We start from the raw sequence: 18,024 nt of genomic DNA on the forward strand, positions 1-18,024 counted from the left end.
AGCGGGTGCGGCTGTACGGTTTCGCTTGTCCGGCGGGACGGTCCGCTGGTCCGGTGGCCCGGTCCACCTGTTCGCTCGCTCGCTGGTCCGCGCCGATGGCGCGTTCTGCGGTCTGGAGGCACGGATGCGGTTCACGACGACGGTTCTGCAGGCACGGGGGACGGCCACCGGACCGCCCGTGCCGCCGGAGGTCGTCGAGGCGCTCGGCGCCGGGGGTCGCCCGGCCGTGGTCGTCACGATCGACGGCGGCTACACCTACCGGTCCACGATCGGGGTGATGGGCGGACAGTCGCTCGTCCCGCTGTCGGCCGAGCACCGCCGCGCTGCGGGCATCGCGGCCGGGGACACCGTCGACGTCACGCTCGAGGTCGACACCCTGCCGCGGACCGTCGACGTGCCGGAGGACCTGGCGCACGCGTTCGAGGCGGCCGGGGTGCGGGCGGCGTTCGAGACGCTGTCGAACTCACGGCAGCGCGCGCTCGTCGACCCGGTGGTGCAGGCTAAGGCGCCGGAGACCCGGCAGCGGCGCATCGACAAGGCCGTGGAGGCTCTGCAGGGCTGAGCGGGGACAGCGCGCCTGGATGGCGTCGCCTGGATGGCGTGGTCGGTCGTTCCGGGCGTCCCTGGTGGTCCAGGACGACCGGGTACGCCCGTTCCGGCCGGGTGTCCGGTGCGGTCAGCCGCCGAGCTCCACCAGCACGCGCGGGATCTCGGCGAGCAGTTCGCTCGCCAGGTAGCCGAGCGGGCCGACCTGCACGGCGAGACGGTCGCCCGCCGCGGCGTGCACGGAGGACGCCCACGCCGCCGCCTGTGCCGGGTCGGCCCCACGTGCGAGCAGCCCGACGACGACACCGGAGAGGACGTCGCCGCTCCCGCTGGTCCCCAGGCCTCCGGCACCGGTGCCCTTCACCCAGACCCGGCCGTCCGGTGCGGCGACGACGTCCGACAGTGCGACGACCGCGCCGAACCGCTCGGCGATCTCCCGGGCGTCGGCGACGTCGTCCTCGCCGCAGTCCCGTCCGAGCAGCCGTTCGGCCTCGCCGCTGTTCGGGGTCATCACGAGGCGTCCGCGCAGGGGTTCGAGGCGGTCGGCCACGTCCGCCGCGACGCCGAGCGCGAAGGCGTCGAGCACGACCTTCGTCTCCGGTCCGACGACGTCCGCGATCCGTGCCACGAGGTCACGAGCACCGTCGGGATGGTCGAGTCCGGGGCCGATCAGGACCGCGTCCGCGCTGCCGGCGTCGTCCGCGGCCGCGTCGATCGCGCCGACCGCGATGTGGCCGGCGTCGTCCTCGTCGAGGGGCTGGACGCCGGACTCCGGGACGGCGACGGACACCTCCGCTGCGACGCTCGCCGCGACGGCGAGGGTGAGCCGCCCCGCGCCGACCCGGAGTGCGGCGAGCGCCGAGAGCATCGCCGCACCCGGTGTCCGTGCCGCTCCCCCGATGACGAGCACCTGCCCACGGCCGTACTTGCCCGCGCCGGGCTCCGGGAGCGGCCACTGCCGCAGGGCGTTCGGGGTGATCGGCTCAGGCGACACGGGTGTCGTCCTTCCGCCCGCTGTGCTCGGTGACCTCGTCGTCGTCGAGGTGGCCGACGGCCGAGAACTCCTCGAGCGACCACGGTGCGCCGACGGTGTCCCGTCGGAGTCGCGTGAGCGAGGCGTTCGCCACGGTGTGCTCGGCCGCGAAGGCCATCAGCTCCGGTTCGTCCAGGTCGAGGCACACGGCCACGGTGAGCATCACGACGGCGTCGTGCGCCGCGACGAGCAGCCGCTCCGGTCCGTCGAGCCGGTCGACGTCGTGCAGCAGCGACCGGAGGCGCAGCATCACGTCCGCCCAGGACTCCCCGCCCGCCGGCCGGTGGTAGTACTTGCCGAGCCACTGCCGCCGGCGTTCCTCGTCCGGGTACCGGTGCTGCACGCCCTGTCGGGTGAGCAGGTCGAGCACGCCGAGCTCACGGTCCCGGAGCCGTTCGTCCACGCGCCGGGTGGGCTCGTCGATGCCGCCCGCCTCGAGCGCGGTGCGGATCGTCTGCTGCGCCCGCAGGTACGGCGACACCCAGAGCTGCACCGGCACGTCGTCGACGCCGCGGTCCGCGAGCTCACGGCCGAGCGCCCGCGACTGCTCCCGACCCAGCGGGCTCAGCGGGACGTCGGCGTCCCGGTGTCCCGCGTCGATCACGTCTGCTCCGTCGGCCTCGGCGCGGGCAGCGGCGACGTTCGCCTCCGACTCCCCGTGGCGCACGAGCCAGATCTCCCTGACAGCCATGGCGCCACGGTAACCAGGCCCCGCTGTGCCCCTTCACCGCCTCGGGCTCACCACGTCGGTCGGCTCGGACGAGCGCTGCGCACCGGGCGGACCGGGCACGGCAGACCGGCGGCACGGAACCGACGGACGAGGAGGTCCGGGTCGAACAGGTCTCGCCACTCGAGGCGGACGATCGCTCGGACGACCGGGACGGTGAGCAGTCGCTCGTGCCGTCGTTTCTCGGCCACGAAGACCTCGGTCGGGGAACGGCCGTCGCGGTAGCGCTCCTGCGAGTACTTCGCCCGTCCGTCGATCTCGATCACGACCCCGTGGTCCGGGAACCAGAAGTCGACCGAGTACCGGTGACCGTCCACGACGAAGTCCTGCTGGAGCACCGGTGTCGGGAGTCCGAGTTCGAGGAAGACCACCCGCGCGAACGACTCCGCCGGCGAACCCGAGCGGCCGTCCGACAGCTCGAGCACCCGCTCCACGGTCCGGCGGCTCCGAGCACGCGGGTCGACCGCCGCTCGGAGCGTCGCTCGCGTCGTCCCGGTCGCGAGAACCCGGTCGGTGACGACCACGGCGGTCCGCAGGTCGGCGGCCGAGGCGATGTCCACCACGGTCCGCGGGACGGAGGTGACCGAGATGCCGTGCGCCTGCTCGCGTTCGTCGTCATCGAGCGGCCGGGTGTGGAGCACGAGATCGGCGGTCCGTCGGCGGTACATCGACTCGGGCACGGTGGCGTGCACGGGGACGCCCCACCCCTTCAGGACGGGGAGGCCGTGGATCGCTGCCGCTGACACGTGCGACGCGGAGGCCCGGGTGCCGAGCCGACCGAGCCGTCCGTGGACGCGCGTGACGTACCGCTGCCGGGGCCCGGCGGCGTCCCACAGCGCACCCTCGACGAAGGCGTTCGGCCCGACGCGGACCAGGCGGTCGGGCCCGGCGATCCTGGTCCGCCGTCGCAGGGTCGTCGCGTCGCAGGAGGTCTCCCGCGCCGGACCCGCGCGGAGGATCGGAAGAGGTCGTTGCATGCCTCGACGGTGCCCGATCGCCACGGCCGGACGGAGGCCGACGTCGAGAACTGTGGACGAGCCTCCAGGCCGTCGCCCCTGTGGAGGAGGCGACCGACCGCCGTACCGAGCACGATCGGGCGTACCTGGTCGGTCGATGCGACCAGGTACGCCCGGAACAGCCAGGTATGCCCGGAACCACCCCGCCTCAGCCCCGCCGCACCCGCAGCGTGACGATCTCGAACGGCCGCATCGTCAGCACGACCCGTTCCCCGGCGCCCCACGACCCCGACCCCAGCGGCCGCTCGAGCAGGTCCACCCGCTCGACCGCCGCGACGTCGAACCCGAGGTCCACGCCCACGTCCGCCGCACGGCCGCCGGTCGCCTCGTACAGCCGCACGACGACGTCGCCCGAGCGGTCCTCGGCGAGCTTGACCGCCTCGACGAACACCTGCGGCGACGACACCGTCACGAGCGGCTCGACCGTGGCCGAGCCCGGCACGGCGCGCACCGGCAGGTTGAGCCGGTAGCCGGAGTCCGCCGCGTCGAGCACCGAGTCGCCGACGCGCAGCACCGTGCGGAACACGTGGTGCCCCTGGTCGGCGTGCGGGTCCGGGAAGGTCGGCGCGCGCAGGAGCGACTCGCGCACGAGCGTCGTGGTCCCGCCGTCCGGACGGGTCGAGCGGGTGATGTCGTGCCCGTAGGTCGAGTCGTTCGCGACCGCGACACCGAACCCCGGCTCGGCGACGTGCACCCAGCGGTGCGCGGACGTCTCGAATCGGGCCATGTCCCACGAGGTGTTCTGGTGCGTCGGCCGGTCGATGTGCCCGAACTGGATCTCGCTCGACGCCGCGGCCGCCCGCACGTCGAGCGGGAACGCGAGCTTGAGGAGCTTCTGCCGCTCGTGCCACTCGACCTCGGTCTCGACGAGCAGCTCCGGCTGCCCGACGACCGCCGAGTACCGCGTGGTGATCGACGAGGACCCGAACGGCCGCTCGACGACGACGGTGTCGCCCTCGACCGTGACCGACGCGGCCGCGAGCACGGTCCCGTTCCGCTGGTAGGCGCGGTCGATGTCCCACGCCTCCCACTGGTTCGGGGTGTCGCGGAACACCGTGTACTGCGCGGCGACGGCCCCGGGGGCGACCGCGTCCCGACCGGACCGGTGCTCGACGAGGGAGACGACGTGGCCGTCCGCGTCGATGGTCGCGGTGACGACGCCGGTGTCGAACACCAGGTGGTCGCCGTGTCGGACGGGAGGCACGGGTCGCGCCGCGTCGGCGGGCGCACCTCCCAGCGCGGTCACCCCGTCCGCCGCCACCGGCGCGGCGTTGAAGCGCACCACCCGACCGCCGTCGGCGGTGCCGCCGCCGGTCGCGAGCACGCTCGTCGCGCTGCCGATGAGCTCCTCGAGCACGGCGGCGACCCGGGCGTACTCGGCCTCGGCGTTCTCGTAGACCCACGCGATCGACGACCCCGGCAGGATGTCGTGGAACTGCTGGAGCAGGACCGTGTGCCACACCGACTCGAGTGCGTCGTACGGGTACTCGGTGCCGTGCCGGACCGCGGCGGTCGCGGCCCAGGTCTCGGCCTCGCGGAGCAGGTGCTCGGAGCGGCGGTTGCCCTGCTTCGTGCGGATCTGCGACGTGTAGGTCCCGCGGTGGAACTCGAGGTACATCTCCCCGGACCACACCGCGGGGGTCGGCAGCGCGCGCTCGAGCTCCTCGAACACCTGCGCCGGGGTCCCGAGGTCGACCCGGGGCGACCCGTCCAGGTCGTGCTGCCGGCGGGCCGCGGCGACCATCTCACGCGTGGGGCCACCACCGCCGTCGCCGAAGCCGTACAGCAGCATCGAGGTGTTCGCGACGCCGCGCTCCTTGTTCTGCCGTTCACCGCGGTGCAGGTCGGCCGCCGAGACGTCCGAGTTGTACGTGTCGGCCGGGGGCAGGTGGGTCAGGACGCGCGAGCCGTCGATGCCCTCCCAGTGGAACGAGGTGTGCGGGATGACGTTCGTCTCGTTCCACGAGGGCTTCTGCGTCACGAACCACTTCGAGCCGGCGGCACGGACGATCTGGGGCAGGGCGCCGGTGTAGCCGAACGAGTCGGGTAGCCACGCCTCGGGGGTGTCGACGCCGAACTCCTCGAGGAAGAACCGCTTGCCCGCGACGAACTGGCGGGCAAGGGCCTCGCCGCCGGGCAGGTTCGTGTCCGACTCCACCCACATGCCGCCGACCGGGATCCAGCGTCCCTCGGCGACGCGCTGCGTGATCCGTGCCCAGATCGACGGGTAGCCGTCCCGGATCCAGGCGTACTGCTGCGCCGACGAGCACGCGAAGGTGAAGTCGGGGTCGCGGTCCATCAGGTCGAGGACGTTCGAGAACGTGCGCGCGCACTTCCGCACCGTCTCGCGCACCGGCCAGAGCCAGGCGGAGTCGATGTGGGCGTGCCCGACGGCGATCGCCCGGTGCGCGGCGGCGCTGGCGGGCACGGCGAGGGCGGGCGCGAGGACCTCCCGCGCCGCCGCGGCGGTGCCGGCGACGTCGTCGGGGTCCAGGGCGTCGGCGACCCGTTCGAGCACGCGGAGCAGGTCGGCCCCGCGGGTGCCGTCGGTCGGCAGCTCGGCCATCAGACCCCGGAGCACCCGGACGTCCTGCTGCAACTCCCACACCGTGTCGTCGCGCTCGACGAGCTCCAGGGCACGGAGCCGGTAGATCGGCTCCGTGCCGGCGGTGGCCCGCGACCCGAGCGGCGTCGCACCCTGGAAGTGGTCGCCGCCGATGTCCGGGTTCGCGGCCGCCTCGACGTAGAGCTCGAACGTGCCGCCCGCCCCGACCTCGAGCGGCACGGTGTCGTTGAGCGGCTCGATGCCCTTCACGGTCGTGCCGTCCGGACGCCAGGCGAGGCCCTCCGCCTGGAACCCGGGCTGGCGCCCCGAGAACCCGAGGTCGACCCGCAGCTCGGCGGTCGTGCCGGGGTCGGTGCCGAAGTCGGCGGGCACCGTCCCGCGCACCCGGAACCAGGTCGTCCCCCACGGTCGTCCACCCCAGGCGTCGCCGACCCGGAACGGCGTGTACTCGGCCGCGACGGCCTCGGCGAACGGGACGGGTTCGCCGGGGACCTGCCACGCGTCGATCGTGACCGGGGCCGACCGCCGCAGGACGGCGGGGTCGATCCGGTCGCGGACGAGTCGGGCGATCCGGGCTTCGACGAGCGGTTCGTCGTGGTGCATGGAGTGGTTCCTTTCCAGCAGGGAGGCGGGTGTCAGCCCTTGATGCCGCCGGCGAGGGCGTTCGCCCCGCCGAGGCCGCGCGAGACGAGGACGTAGAGGGCGATGACGGGCACGGAGTAGACGATCGAGAACGCGGCGAGCTGCCCGTACGCGACGGCTCCGTTCTGCCCGAAGAAGTTGAAGATGCTCACGGCGGCGGGCACCTTGTCGGGCGAGAGCAGCAGGACGAAGGGGACGAAGAAGTTCCCCCACGCCTGGATGAACACGAAGATGAACACGACCGCGATGCCCGGGCGCATGAGCGGGATGACGATCCGCCACAGCGTGGTGAACATCGAGGCGCCGTCGGTCCACGCGGCCTCCTCGAGCGAGATCGGCACCGAGTCCATGAAGTTCTTCGCCATCCAGATCGCCATCGGCAGGCTCGTGGCGGCGAGGAAGAAGATGCAGCCCCACACGTTGTCGATCAGGTTGAGCGACACGAACAGTGCGTACACGGGCACCATCATCGCGGTGACCGGCAGACCGGTGCCGAACAGGATGCTGTACAGGAACGGCTTGTTGACGCGCATCTTGTAGCGGGACAGCGGGTACGCGGCGAGGATCGCGACGACGACCGTGACGACCGCGGTGCCGCCGGAGAGCAGCAGGCTGTTGCCGAGCGGGATGAACGACAGTTCGGGCGTGAGCACCTTCGTGAAGTTGTCGAGCGTGAACTGCGTCGGGAGCTTCACGGACAGCGACGCCTGCGTGTCGAACGAGGCGAGCACGAGCCAGAGCAGCGGCACCGCGAAGCACACCGCGATGACGAGCAGCACGACGTTCGACACCCAGCGCATGGTGCGGCCGCGCGGCGACGTCATGTGCAGCGAGCCCGGGGCGGTGACCGAGCGCGTGACGTTCGACACGGGGCGGTCGGGGACGGTGACGGCCATCAGTCGACCTCCGGCTTCAGGGCCTTGATGTAGATGATCGAGAACACGGCACCGACCACGAGCAGGATCGTCGCGATCGCGGTCCCGAAGCCGAGCTGCGAGAACTTGAACGCCTCCTGGTACGCCAGGATCGGCAGCGTCGACGAGTTCGTGCCCGGGCCGCCGCCGGTCATCACGAAGATGAGCGTGAACACCGACAGGGTCTGCAGCGTCGTGAGCATGAGGTTCGTCGAGATGGACCGCCGGATCACCGGCAGCGTGATGTAGACGAGCCGTTGCCACCCGGCCGCACCGTCCATCTCGGCCGACTCGGTGATCTCCTCGGGGACCTCCTGCACGGCGGCGGAGTACACGAGCATCGAGAACGCGGTGCCGCGCCAGATGTTCGCCAGGACGACGGCGACCATCGGGTACGTGTACAACCAGTTCGCCCCGGTGATCCCGATCGACGACAGGACCGTGTTGAGCGTGCCGGTGTCGTTGAAGAACGCGTACGCCGCGAACGACGCCACGATCTCCGGCAGCACCCAGGCCGCGACGACGAACGTGCCGACGACCGCGCGGACGACCCGGTTCGCGCTGCGCATGAGGAGCGCCAGCCCGAGTCCGAGGACGTTCTGGCCGACGACCGCCGAGGCGAGCAGGAACACGATCGTGAGGACGACGGACTTCGGGAAGTCCGGGTCCTGGAACAGTTCGACGTAGTTCTGCAGGCCGACGAACTGCTGGTTCGCGGCGCTCGCGCCGGTCAGCGCCGAGTTGGTGAAGGACCCGTAGAAGGACGAGACGACGGGGCCGAGCAGGAAGACGACGAGCAGGACGACGGCCGGCAGCAGCGGGACCGCTCGGCTCGCCTGCCGCAGGGTGCGCCGCCGACGCGGCGTCGGCGGATCGGTGCGCTTCGGCGCACCGGGCGCCGACAGCGTCGGCGCGAGGGGGGTGGTTGACACGGTGGTTGCCTTCCGGGTGCGCCAGGGGGTCTGCGAAGGTGGGGAGGGACGGACTGGAGGCGCGGTGCACGTGGTGAGCCGCGCCTCCAGTCCGTCGACGGGTCGCGCCGCTACCCGGCGTCGACGGTGTTCTTCTCGCCGACCACCTGTTGGACCGACCGGTCGTAGGCCTTCGCGGCCTGGGCGGGTGTCTGCTGCCCGGTCATCACGGACTCCATGGCGACCTGGATCGCGTTCGAGACCTGCGAGTAGTCGCTCGTCGCGGGACGGAAGTTGGTGTGCTGCACCAGCCCCGAGAAGAACGAGAACGTCGGGTTCGCACCCGTGTACGTCGGGTCCTCGGCGACGTCCTTCCGGACCGCGATCTGGCTGTTCTCGGTGTCGTACTTCAGGGAACCGTCCTTGCTCAGGAAGGTCGAGATGAAGTCGAACGCCGCCTTCGGGTTCTTCGAGTTCTTGCCCACCGCGAGCGTCCAGCCGCCGGACATCGAGTTGTAGCCCGGCTCCTGGCCGTTCTGCGTCGGGAAGGGCGCCTGCCCCATCACGTCGTTCCACTGCTTCCACGGAGCGGTGCCGGACTCGAGCCACGAGCCCGACTGCCACGAGCCGTCGAGGTCGATCGCGAGCTTGCCCTGCGGCAGCCACGTCTGCGTGATGGTCGTGCCGACGTTCGTGTCGAGCGCCTGCTGCGGGGTCGGGCCGAGGCCGCCCTGGTAGACGTCCTCGACGAACTGCAGCGAGTCCTGGAACTGCTTCGAGCCGACGACCCACTTCTTGTCCTTGTACAGCGTGTTGCCGTCGCCCTCCGCGCCGTACAGGAGCATCTCGAATCCCTGCATGGTGGACGCTTCGCCCTGCGCCTTGCCGGAGTAGATGTTGAACGGGATGACGCCCGCGTCCTTCTCCTTGATGGTCTTCGCGGCGGCGAGCACGTCGTCCCAGGTCTTGGGCTCCCACGGGACGGGCAGGCCGACCTTGGCGAAGATGTCCTTGTTGTACCAGAGCGCCCGGGTGTCGGTGCCCATCGAGACGCCGTAGATCTTGCCGTCGTCACCCTGTCCGGCCTGCTTGGCGTTGTCGTAGAACTGGTCCCAGTCCTTCCACTTCGCCACGTAGTCGTCGAGGGGCAGCAGGTAGCCGGCCTCGGCGTCGGACTTGATGAGGAAGGTGTCCTCGTACATGACGTCCGGAGCGGTCGCGGGCGCCTTGTTCATGAGCGCGAGCTTCGTGTAGTAGTCGTTGCCCTGGGCCTGGATCGGGACGAGCGTGACCGTCTTGCCGGGGTTGGCCTTCTCGTACTCGGTCTTGACCTCCTTCATCTGGGCGTCGAGCTGCTGGAAGGCGCCGTACTTCTGGTAGGCGATCTTGATCGTGTCGCTCGAGGCGGACCCCGAGCTGGAACAGCCAGCCAGCCCGACCGCGGCGACTGCCACGGCTGCGAGGCCGGCGATGATGCGGGTGCGGCGTTTCATCGGTGCTCCTTTGCACGGGATGTCCGCGGGCTCCGTCACCCGCGCGCAGGATTAGTACAGCGTGTGGACTTAATCCGTGTCAAGGGGTGCGGGTCACGGATCGGCGTCGGATCGGTGGTCGTGCGGGGTGGGTTCGGTCGTGCGGGGTCGCGGGGTCGCACGGTCGCGGGGTCGCGGGGTTGCGGGGTTGCGGGGTTGCGCGGTTGCGGGGTTGCGCGGTTGCGAGCGACACCGCCGCTGTCGTCCGACGTCCGCGATGTCGCACGGGGCCGGCGGGTCGGCGCCGTGCGCTGGCGGGACGCATCCACGCGCTGGCGAGCGACAGCGCCGCTGTCGTCCGACGTCCGCGATGTCGCGCGGCGCTGCCGGGTCGACCCGGCGCCCGATCACCCCGCGGCGAGCGGGGTCAGTGCCGGATGAGCAGCGCGCTCGCCCGCGGGGACAGTGCGGCGTCGAGCACGAGGCACGCCGCTCCGACCGCCGCGACGTCCGCACCCCGACCACTGTCCTGCACCGCGATCGGGTGCTTCGGGACGAGGTTCCGGGAACCGATCACGGCCTCGCGGGCGGCGGGCAGCGCGACCGGGGCGATGTCGGACCAGAACGGACCCCCGAACACGACCCGGTCGACGTCGAGCAGGTTGACGATGAGCACGACCGCGTTGCCCATCACGGTGCCGGCATCGGCCGCGAGCGACACCGCCGCCGGGTCGCCCGCGCGGATCGCCTCGCCGAGGGCGGCCCAGGAGCGCTGTACCGCGGCGACGTCCTCGACACCGACGTCGAGCACACCGACGTCGAGCACACCGGCACCGGCACCGGCACCGGCACCGGGTTCGCCAGCCCCGCCGCCGAGCCCGCCGCCGTCGGCCACCGCACCGCCGTGACCACCGCGCGTCCCGTCCACCCCGAGCCGCAGCCCCCGCGCCGCCCCCACCCGCAGCAGCCGACCGGGTGCCACGGTCGCCCCGACCTCCCCGCGGGAGCCGGACCCCTCGGGCGTCCCGGCGAGGGCACCCTGCTCGACCATGATGTGCCCGGCGTCCCCGGCGTTCGACCCCACCCCGCGGACGGGCTCGTGGTCGATCGCGAGCCCCACGCCGAAGCCGGTGCCGAAGTACACGAAGGCGAAGTTCCGCGCCGAGGACTCCCCCGCCAGGAACATCTCGCCGACCACCGCCGCGGTGACGTCCTTCTCGAGCAGCACCGGGAAGCCCGTGGCCTCGGCGATCGCGTCGCGCAGCGGCACGTCGCGCCACCGGGGCAGGAACGGCGGGTCGAGCACCACGCCGGCGTCGACGTCGATCGGTCCGGGGCTCGCGATGCCGACCCCGAGCACCGCCTCGACGTCGACGCCCGCCCCGCCGACGAGCCGTCCGACCGCCGAGGCGATCGTGCGCACGACCTCGGTCGGGTCCTCGGCGGACGGGGTCGAGGTCGTGGACTCCGCGACGACGGACCCGGCCAGGTCGAGGAGCACGTACGTCACGACCGCGGGGTCGACGTGCACGCCGACCGCGAACCGGCTCGAGGCCTCGAGCCGCAGGATCGTCCGGGGCTTGCCGCGTCCGGCGACGACCGTGCCCGACTCGACGATCATCCCGGCGTCGATGAGGAAGCGGGTCACGTTCGACACGGTCTGCGCGCTGAGGCCCGTCCGTGCGGCGAGCTCCACCCGACTCAGTCCGTCGGGCGAGCGGCGGACGGCGTCGAGCACGACGGTGCGGTTGAAGCCGCCGATCGACGGCATGTTCGCGCCGCGTCGGTGCTCCGCCATGTCCGCGACCCTACCGCGACGGATCAGCCCCTCCAGGACGGACGACGCGCGCGCAGCGGCGCCGCCGCCGACACCACCCGCAGCAGCGACGGCCGAGGCGCCGGATCACCGGCCACCACGACTCTGACACCGCAACGGTGCTGCAACGGTGGCGTCACCGTCCTGGCCCCCGACCGGGTGCACCGATACCCTGACCCCATGTCCGACCTGCGCCTCGTAGAACTCTCCGCGACCACGGCAGCCGCGGCCAACTCCCTGACGCTCAAGCCGGGGCAGGAGGAGTTCGTCCAGCCGACGACCTACGGCGTCGCCGAGTCCGACGTCAAGCCGAGCTCGGCCTGGACCCGTGTCGTCCTCGACGGTGACGAGGTGGTCGGCATGATCATCGGCACCTTCGACGAGGACAACGCCGCCGAGGAGCTCCGCAGCGCGATCTGGCGCGTCAACGTCGCCGCGTCGGCACAGGGTCGTGGCGTCGGTCGCTTCGCAGTGCACGGCCTGGCGGACGAGGCCCGCAGCCGCGGCTTCGAACGGTTGACGGTCGTCTACGAGCCCGGCGGTGAGGTCGGCCCCGAGGCCTTCTTCCGCGCACTCGGCTTCTCGGTGGTCCGCGAGACCCAGTACGGCGACCACTTCGCCTCGCTGACGCTCTGACCGACGACGCGGCCGGCACGCCCGACCCCGAGGACTTCGGCGCCGCCGTCGCCGAGGTCGTCCGGTGCATCCCGGCGGGCCGGGTGATGACCTACGGCGACGTCGCGGCGGCGCTCGGCTCGCGCGCGTCCCGCGCGGTCGGCAAGGTGATGGCGCACGAGGGCTCCGACCTGCCGTGGTGGCGCGTGGTCCGGTCCGGCGGGCTGCCGCCGGTGCGGCACGAGGCCCGCGCGCTCGAGCACTACCGCGTCGAGGGGACGCCGCTCGTGCAGGGCCGGTCGGCCTGGAGGGTCGACATGCCCCGTGCGCGCTGGTCACCCACCACGGACGCCGACGACCGGTCCTGACCCGCCTCGGCGGTCCGGCCGCCGGCCCGGCGCGGTCCGGCCACGGTCGCCGCGTCCCGCGCGGCGCGACGTGCTCCCGCGCAACCAAGAGCACGTCGCACCACGGCGATCCGTGGTGCGACGTGCCTCCGGTTGTGCGCAGCGCGCGACGGCCGACCGCGTCGGACCCGCCCGCCGGGCCCGGCCCGGCCCGGCCCGGCCCGGCCCGGCCCGGCCCGGCCCGGCGCGTCACTTGTAGGCGTTCACCGACCCGGCGTCCATGCGGACGGTGCCGTCGGCCTCGACGACCGGGCGACGCTCGGACCCCGGCTTCGAGTACGCCTCGAGCTTCTCGATCCGGACGTGGTCGCCGTTCGTGATGACGGCGGGCACGCACGTGTAGACCTTGTCGTTCGCGTCGGCGTCGCGCGCGGCGATCTCGACGACGTCACCGGCACCGTTGTCGACGGCCGTGCTCACCTGGTACCGGCGGAACGACCCGGTGCCGTTCGACTGCGCGGAGTACACGACCGGCACGATCCGCGCGATCGAGGGGTTCAGCGTGATGTCGATCACCTCGTCCGCCATGGTCGTCCGACCGGCCCCGCGACGCTCGTCCCCGCGGTGCACGACGGTGCCGTCGGCGGTGCGCGGCGAGGACTTCCGGTCGTCCTTCGTCCCGAACTGCGCCACGGTCTCGACGTGTCCGTCCTGGTACTGCACGAGCGCGAACACGTCGTAGTCGGTGGCGTTCGGCCACGAGATCGTGACGGTGATCGTCGGTGTCTTCGTCAGGCTGACGACCTGCCGCTTCTCGAGGCTGATCCGCCCCTTCGCGAGCCCCAGGTCCGACGCCGGGGCCGAGGCGGCCGCCGCGGTCGTGGCCCCCGCAGCGGTCGCGTCGGGCGCTGCCACGCCGGGTGCTGCCCCCTCGGGCGTCGTCGTGGTCTTCTTCTTGCCGATGCCGAACATCTGGTCCCCCCGGGTCCGTGGTGTGGTCGACGTCCATCCTGCCCGACGACCACGCTCCGGCGTCAGTCGAACCGCACGCCCTTCGGGTTCGTGGGCAGCAGGAAGAGCACGAACAGCACGATCGAGCCGACGACCGGCAGCACGTGCAGGAACTGCCAGAAGCCGGACAGGTTCGCGTCGTGCAGCCGCCGGGCGCCGAGGGCGAGCGAGCCGACCAGCGTCGCGAGCCCCCACAGCACGAACAGGTACGAGCCGACGGGGTTCTCGAGCATCGGCGCGTCGGGGGTGAACGCCTGCGGTGCGAGCTGCAGCACGAGGCCGATCGCGAACCAGGTGATCCACCACCACCAGAACTCGGAGCGCGAGGCCCGTCCGGTGAAGACGGTGTACTTCCGCCAGAAGCGGCGCAGGGCCTCGGTGAACGGTGCCCCGTAGAAGGGGTCGCGCAGGGCGACGCCGCCGGGCTGCACGCTGTCGTTGCTCATCCCCCAAGACAACCACGTGCGCGCAGCCCGGCGCCGCTCACACGAGCGAGTCCCGCCACGCCGCGTGCAGCTGGGCGAACCGCCCGGTGCCCGCGATGAGGTCGTCGGGCGTGCCGTCCTCGACGATCCGGCCGTACTCCATCACGAGCACCCGGTGGGCGATCGCCACGGTCGACAGCCGGTGCGCGATGATCACCGCGGTGCGGTCGGCGAGCAGCGTCTCGAGGCCCTCCTGCACGAGCCGCTCGGACGGGATGTCGAGCGACGCGGTCGCCTCGTCGAGGATGAGCACCTTCGGGTCGGCGATGAACGCCCGGGCGAACGACAGGAGCTGCCGCTGCCCGGCCGACACCCGGCCACCGCGCTTGTTCACGTCGGTGTCGTACCCGTCCGGGAGCGCCGTGATGAACTCGTGCGCTCCAACGGCCCGGGCCGCCGCCTCGATCTCGGCACGGGTCGCCCCGGGCTTGCCGAGCGCGATGTTGTCCGCCACCGAGCCCGAGAACAGGTACGCCTCCTGCGTCACCATGACGATCGCACGGCGCATGTCCTTCGGGTCGAGGTCCCGCAGGTCGACGCCGTCGAGCTGCACGGAGCCCGTCGTCGGGTCGTAGAAGCGCGCCATCAGCTTGGCGAGCGTCGACTTCCCGGCACCGGTCGACCCGACGAGCGCGATGGTCTGCCCCGCCGGGATGTGGAGGTCGAACTCCGGCAGCACGACCTTGCCCGCGTTGTACGCGAACTCGACCCGCTCGAAGTCCATCTTCCCGGTGGCGTCGGGCAGGCGGACCGGCTTCACCGGATCCGGCACGCTCGGCCGTTCCTCGAGGACGCCGGAGATCTTCTCCATCGCCGCCGACGCGGACTGGTACCCGTTGTAGAACATCGCGAGTTCCTGCGCGGGGTCGAAGAACCGCTTGGCGTACAGCGCGACCGCGAGCAGCGCGCCGACCTCGAGCGAACCGCCGACGATCCGGAAGCCGCCGACGATGACGACCGCGGCGAGCGTCGCGTTGCCGATGAGCACGAGCACCGGGTCGAACGTCCCGAACAGGTTGAACACCTTCGTGTTCGCCACCCGGTACTGCTCGACGTACCCGCCGTACTCGTCACGGTTGCGGGACTCCTTGCGGAACGCCTGCACCGCCCGGATGCCCGTCATCGTCTCGACGAAGTGCACGATCACCCTCGCCGAGGTGGTGCGGGTGGCGCGGAACAGCGTCTGCGACCGGGTCTGGAACCAGCGGACCAGGAACCACAGCGGCACGAGCGACACCGCGAGCACGAGTCCGGACGTCGGGTCGAGCAGCACCAGGGCGATCGCCGTGAACACCATGTACAGCACGCCCTGGATGAGCTGGTTCAGCCCGGAGTCGAGCAGCTCGCGGATCGAGTCGAGGTCGCTCGTCTGGCGCGAGATGATCCGGCCGGACGTGTACGTCTCGTGGAACTCGAGCGAGAGCCGCTGCGTGTGCAGGAACACGCGCTTCCGCAGGTCGAACAGGATCGCCTGGCTGATCCGGGCCGCGAGCACGGTGTACCAGGCCGTGAGCACGGCGCCGAGGATCGCGACCACGACGTACGTCGCGACGACGCCGAACGCCGGCGTCCAGTCGTCGCGGTCGAGCACCGCGGGCAGGGCGTTGTCGATGCCCCACGCGATGAGCGCGGGGCCGGCGACGGTGCCGGCGGTGGAGACGACCACGACCACGCCGAGCCAGACCAGGCGCAGCTTCAGCGGTGCCGTCAGCGAGCCGAGCAGGGCGAGCGAGCGGCGCCGCAGGCGCTTGCTCTCCGCCTTCGTGTAGTCCTGCCGCTCCTCGCCGCGCACGCCGAGGGTGGTGACGGACGCGGTGATCGGTGCGGCAGTCTGCGTGTCCGCAGCCTCGGCACCGACGGGATCCGTGCCTCCCGGCCCGGCTGCCGTGTCGACGGGCGGGAACTGGTCCTGCTGGGTCATGCCATCGCCTCCTCTCGGGCGGGTGCGTCGTCCTCGTCGAGCGAGGAGATGACGTAGCGGTAGTGCTCGTTGGTGGCCATCAGCTCCGAGTGGGTGCCGACGGCGGTGATCCGGCCGCCCTCCATGAGCGCCACCCGGTCGGCGAGCGTCACGGTGGACGGGCGGTGCGCGACGATGAGCGACGTGGTGTCGGCGAGGACCCGGCGGAGCCCGGCCTCGACCCGCGCCTCGGTGTCGACGTCGAGCGCGGACAGCGGGTCGTCGAGCACGAGGACCGACGGCCGCGCGGCGATCGCGCGCGCGAGCGCCAGGCGCTGCCGCTGCCCACCGGAGAGGGACAGCCCCTCCTCGCCGACGCGGGTGTCGACGCCCTCGGGCAGGTCGTCGACGAAGGACGCCTGCGCGATGTCGAGGGCCTCGCGCATGATCCGCTCGGCCTCGTCCCCGCTGAGGTCCGGACGCCCGAGCAGCACGTTGTCACGCACGCTCGTCGAGAAGAGCGTGGCGTCCTCGAACGCGACGCCGACGTGCCGACGGAGCTCGGCGCGGGTGAGGTCACGGACGTCGACGCCGTCGATCGTGATCGAGCCGCCGGTGACGTCGTAGAGCCGCGGGACGAGCGACAGCAGCGTGGTCTTGCCGCTACCGGTCAGGCCGACGAGCGCCATGGTCTCGCCGGGCTGCAGCTGCAGCTCGACGCCGTCGACCAGGTCCGGGTACTCGTCGGTCGCGTCCTGGTACCGGAAGTGCACGTCGTTGAACGACAGCGCACCGTGCGGTTCCGCGATGGTCTTCGGCTCCGCGGGGTCCTGGATCGTGTTCTCGGAGTCCATCACCTCGAAGAACCGGTCGATCGCGGTGCGGGTGTCGAAGGTCATCGACAGGAAGAACCCGATCGACTCGATCGGGAACCGCAGCACGGTCGCGGTCGCGAAGAACGCGAAGAGCTGCCCGACCGTCATCTCGCCCTGGGACGCGAGCCAGATGCCGGCGAGCAGGCACAGCGCGAACGCGACGTCGGGGACGAGCAGCAGCCAGAGCCAGATGCCGGCGATGGCCTTCGCCTTCTCGATCTCGGTGCCGCGGAGCGCCTCGGCCTGCTCGCTGAACTCCTCGAGCTTGCTGCGGCCGCGACCGAACGCCTTGAGCACGCGGATGCCGTGCACCGACTGCTCGACGCTCGTCGCGAGGTCACCGACCTGGTCCTGGCTGCGGCGCGCGACGATCGAGTAGCGGCGCTCGAACAGCAGCGCGGTCACCCAGATCGGGATGCACGCCACCAGGAAGATCACCCCGAGCAGCCACCCGAAGGTGAACAGCACGACGAAGCCGACCGCGATGGTCACGATGTTCACCACGAGCAGGACGACGCCGAACGCCAGCCAGCGACGGATGAGCGACAGGTCGGACACCGAGCGGGACAGCAGCTGCCCGGACTCCCAGCGGTCGTGGAACGACACCGGCAGGTCCTGCAGCTTCGCGTACAGCGCGTTGCGCATGTTCGACTCGATGCGGGTCGAGGGCCGCATCACCAGTCGGCGGCGCGAGGCGATGAAGAACGCCTCGAGGGCGCCGAGTGCGAGCACGGCCAGGCCGGCCGGCCAGATCTGCCCGGCGTCGCCGGTCGACAGCGGGCCGTCGACGAGCCACTGCAGCACGTAGGGGATGGCGAGCGCGACGAGCGAGGCGCCCATCGCGGCGGCCACGCCGCCGATCAGGCGCCCGCGGTACGGGCGCACGTAGGGCATGATGCGCGCGATCGCGCGCAGCGTGGAGGGTCGGTCGGTGGAGGGTCGGACGGTGGACGGGCGCGCCTGGTCGGGCGTCTGGGACATGGGTTGCGTCCTCGTGCATCTGCCGTCCCACCCGGTCGGGTCGTCGGTCCGCCGACGGGTCGCGTCGGTGGGCGTCGGGCCGGCCGGGAGGCACGGTGGGCGTTGCGTGGTGGGCTCCGGCCGGGCGCGTGGTCGCGCCGGCACCGTCACGTGGTGTGACGGCACAC

At 72.0% G+C, this 18,024-nt stretch carries 15 protein-coding genes; 3 read left to right on the forward strand and 12 right to left on the reverse strand.

Translation table 11 applies throughout. The annotated features are described in order from the left end of the window. Positions 1-124 precede the first annotated feature (124 nt). Complete coding sequence (locus QOL15_RS15165; protein ID WP_065965138.1) at positions 125-562, forward strand: YdeI/OmpD-associated family protein; 438 nt, start codon at positions 125-127, stop codon at positions 560-562. A gap of 114 nt (positions 563-676) precedes the next feature. Here the strand turns inward: QOL15_RS15165 and QOL15_RS15170 are convergent, their stop codons facing one another. The 8 genes from QOL15_RS15170 to QOL15_RS15205 all read right to left on the reverse strand — a co-directional run bounded on the left by QOL15_RS15170 (position 677) and on the right by QOL15_RS15205 (position 11,625). Beyond that, on the reverse strand, positions 677-1,540 hold the full coding sequence (locus tag QOL15_RS15170) for an NAD(P)H-hydrate dehydratase (protein ID WP_071246160.1): 864 nt from the start codon (positions 1,538-1,540) through the stop codon (positions 677-679). Further along, on the reverse strand, positions 1,530-2,270 hold the full coding sequence (locus QOL15_RS15175; protein ID WP_071246158.1) for a histidine phosphatase family protein: 741 nt from the start codon (positions 2,268-2,270) through the stop codon (positions 1,530-1,532). Before QOL15_RS15175 ends, QOL15_RS15170 begins: the two co-directional genes overlap by 11 nt. Before the next feature lie 47 nt (positions 2,271-2,317). Beyond that, complete coding sequence (locus tag QOL15_RS15180) at positions 2,318-3,283, reverse strand: hypothetical protein (RefSeq protein ID WP_139197356.1); 966 nt, start codon at positions 3,281-3,283, stop codon at positions 2,318-2,320. A gap of 187 nt (positions 3,284-3,470) precedes the next feature. Beyond that, complete coding sequence (locus tag QOL15_RS15185) at positions 3,471-6,491, reverse strand: glycoside hydrolase family 38 C-terminal domain-containing protein (protein ID WP_071246154.1); 3,021 nt, start codon at positions 6,489-6,491, stop codon at positions 3,471-3,473. 32 nt (positions 6,492-6,523) lie between these two features. Beyond that, on the reverse strand, positions 6,524-7,354 hold the full coding sequence (locus QOL15_RS15190; protein ID WP_139197367.1) for a carbohydrate ABC transporter permease: 831 nt from the start codon (positions 7,352-7,354) through the stop codon (positions 6,524-6,526). A gap of 71 nt (positions 7,355-7,425) precedes the next feature. Continuing rightward, the gene (locus QOL15_RS15195) at positions 7,426-8,376 is read right to left on the reverse strand and encodes a carbohydrate ABC transporter permease (RefSeq protein ID WP_139197354.1); all 951 of its coding nucleotides are present in this window, start codon (positions 8,374-8,376) and stop codon (positions 7,426-7,428) included. Positions 8,377-8,486: 110 nt separating this feature from the next. Beyond that, positions 8,487-9,848, reverse strand: coding sequence for an extracellular solute-binding protein (locus tag QOL15_RS15200; protein ID WP_071246152.1), 1,362 nt, complete (start codon positions 9,846-9,848; stop codon positions 8,487-8,489). 406 nt (positions 9,849-10,254) lie between these two features. Beyond that, positions 10,255-11,625, reverse strand: a complete 1,371-nt coding sequence (locus QOL15_RS15205; protein WP_071246150.1) for an ROK family transcriptional regulator — start codon at positions 11,623-11,625, stop codon at positions 10,255-10,257. A 198-nt stretch (positions 11,626-11,823) separates the two neighbouring features. Here QOL15_RS15205 and QOL15_RS15210 point away from each other — a divergent pair, with 198 nt between their 5' ends. Next, positions 11,824-12,279, forward strand: coding sequence for a GNAT family N-acetyltransferase (locus QOL15_RS15210; RefSeq protein ID WP_065964415.1), 456 nt, complete (start codon positions 11,824-11,826; stop codon positions 12,277-12,279). Next, positions 12,276-12,626: an MGMT family protein gene (locus QOL15_RS15215; protein ID WP_071246148.1), complete on the forward strand. Its 351-nt coding sequence runs from the start codon at positions 12,276-12,278 to the stop codon at positions 12,624-12,626. The genes QOL15_RS15210 and QOL15_RS15215 overlap by 4 nt, the downstream gene beginning before the upstream one ends. Before the next feature lie 228 nt (positions 12,627-12,854). On the opposite strand, the gene QOL15_RS15220 is transcribed toward QOL15_RS15215, so the two are convergent. The 4 genes from QOL15_RS15220 to QOL15_RS15235 form a co-directional block, all read right to left on the reverse strand. Then, positions 12,855-13,577: a TerD family protein gene (locus QOL15_RS15220; RefSeq protein ID WP_071246146.1), complete on the reverse strand. Its 723-nt coding sequence runs from the start codon at positions 13,575-13,577 to the stop codon at positions 12,855-12,857. Positions 13,578-13,639: 62 nt separating this feature from the next. Next, positions 13,640-14,062, reverse strand: coding sequence for a DUF805 domain-containing protein (locus QOL15_RS15225; protein ID WP_065964423.1), 423 nt, complete (start codon positions 14,060-14,062; stop codon positions 13,640-13,642). A gap of 37 nt (positions 14,063-14,099) precedes the next feature. After that, entirely contained in the window at positions 14,100-16,022 is a 1,923-nt protein-coding gene (locus QOL15_RS15230) for an ABC transporter ATP-binding protein (RefSeq protein WP_254780235.1), read from the reverse strand. After that, on the reverse strand, positions 16,019-17,857 hold the full coding sequence (locus tag QOL15_RS15235) for an ABC transporter ATP-binding protein (RefSeq protein ID WP_065964425.1): 1,839 nt from the start codon (positions 17,855-17,857) through the stop codon (positions 16,019-16,021). Before QOL15_RS15235 ends, QOL15_RS15230 begins: the two co-directional genes overlap by 4 nt. Positions 17,858-18,024: the final 167 nt, after the last annotated feature.

The organism is Curtobacterium sp. MCBA15_012, assembly GCF_001864935.2.
Classification (GTDB): domain Bacteria; phylum Actinomycetota; class Actinomycetes; order Actinomycetales; family Microbacteriaceae; genus Curtobacterium.

Bases quoted from the DNA above. Each gene is read 5' to 3' on its own strand.
- QOL15_RS15165 (WP_065965138.1), top strand. From the start codon at position 125: ATGCGGTTCACGACGACGGTTCTGCAGGCACGGGGGACGGCCACCGGA.
- QOL15_RS15175 (WP_071246158.1), bottom strand. From the start codon at position 2,270: ATGGCTGTCAGGGAGATCTGGCTCGTGCGCCACGGGGAGTCGGAGGCG.
- QOL15_RS15180 (WP_139197356.1), bottom strand. From the start codon at position 3,283: ATGCAACGACCTCTTCCGATCCTCCGCGCGGGTCCGGCGCGGGAGACC.
- QOL15_RS15185 (WP_071246154.1), bottom strand. From the start codon at position 6,491: ATGCACCACGACGAACCGCTCGTCGAAGCCCGGATCGCCCGACTCGTC.
- QOL15_RS15190 (WP_139197367.1), bottom strand. From the start codon at position 7,354: ATGACGTCGCCGCGCGGCCGCACCATGCGCTGGGTGTCGAACGTCGTG.
- QOL15_RS15200 (WP_071246152.1), bottom strand. From the start codon at position 9,848: ATGAAACGCCGCACCCGCATCATCGCCGGCCTCGCAGCCGTGGCAGTC.
- QOL15_RS15205 (WP_071246150.1), bottom strand. From the start codon at position 11,625: ATGGCGGAGCACCGACGCGGCGCGAACATGCCGTCGATCGGCGGCTTC.
- QOL15_RS15210 (WP_065964415.1), top strand. From the start codon at position 11,824: ATGTCCGACCTGCGCCTCGTAGAACTCTCCGCGACCACGGCAGCCGCG.
- QOL15_RS15220 (WP_071246146.1), bottom strand. From the start codon at position 13,577: ATGTTCGGCATCGGCAAGAAGAAGACCACGACGACGCCCGAGGGGGCA.
- QOL15_RS15225 (WP_065964423.1), bottom strand. From the start codon at position 14,062: ATGAGCAACGACAGCGTGCAGCCCGGCGGCGTCGCCCTGCGCGACCCC.
- QOL15_RS15230 (WP_254780235.1), bottom strand. From the start codon at position 16,022: ATGACCCAGCAGGACCAGTTCCCGCCCGTCGACACGGCAGCCGGGCCG.
- QOL15_RS15235 (WP_065964425.1), bottom strand. From the start codon at position 17,857: ATGTCCCAGACGCCCGACCAGGCGCGCCCGTCCACCGTCCGACCCTCC.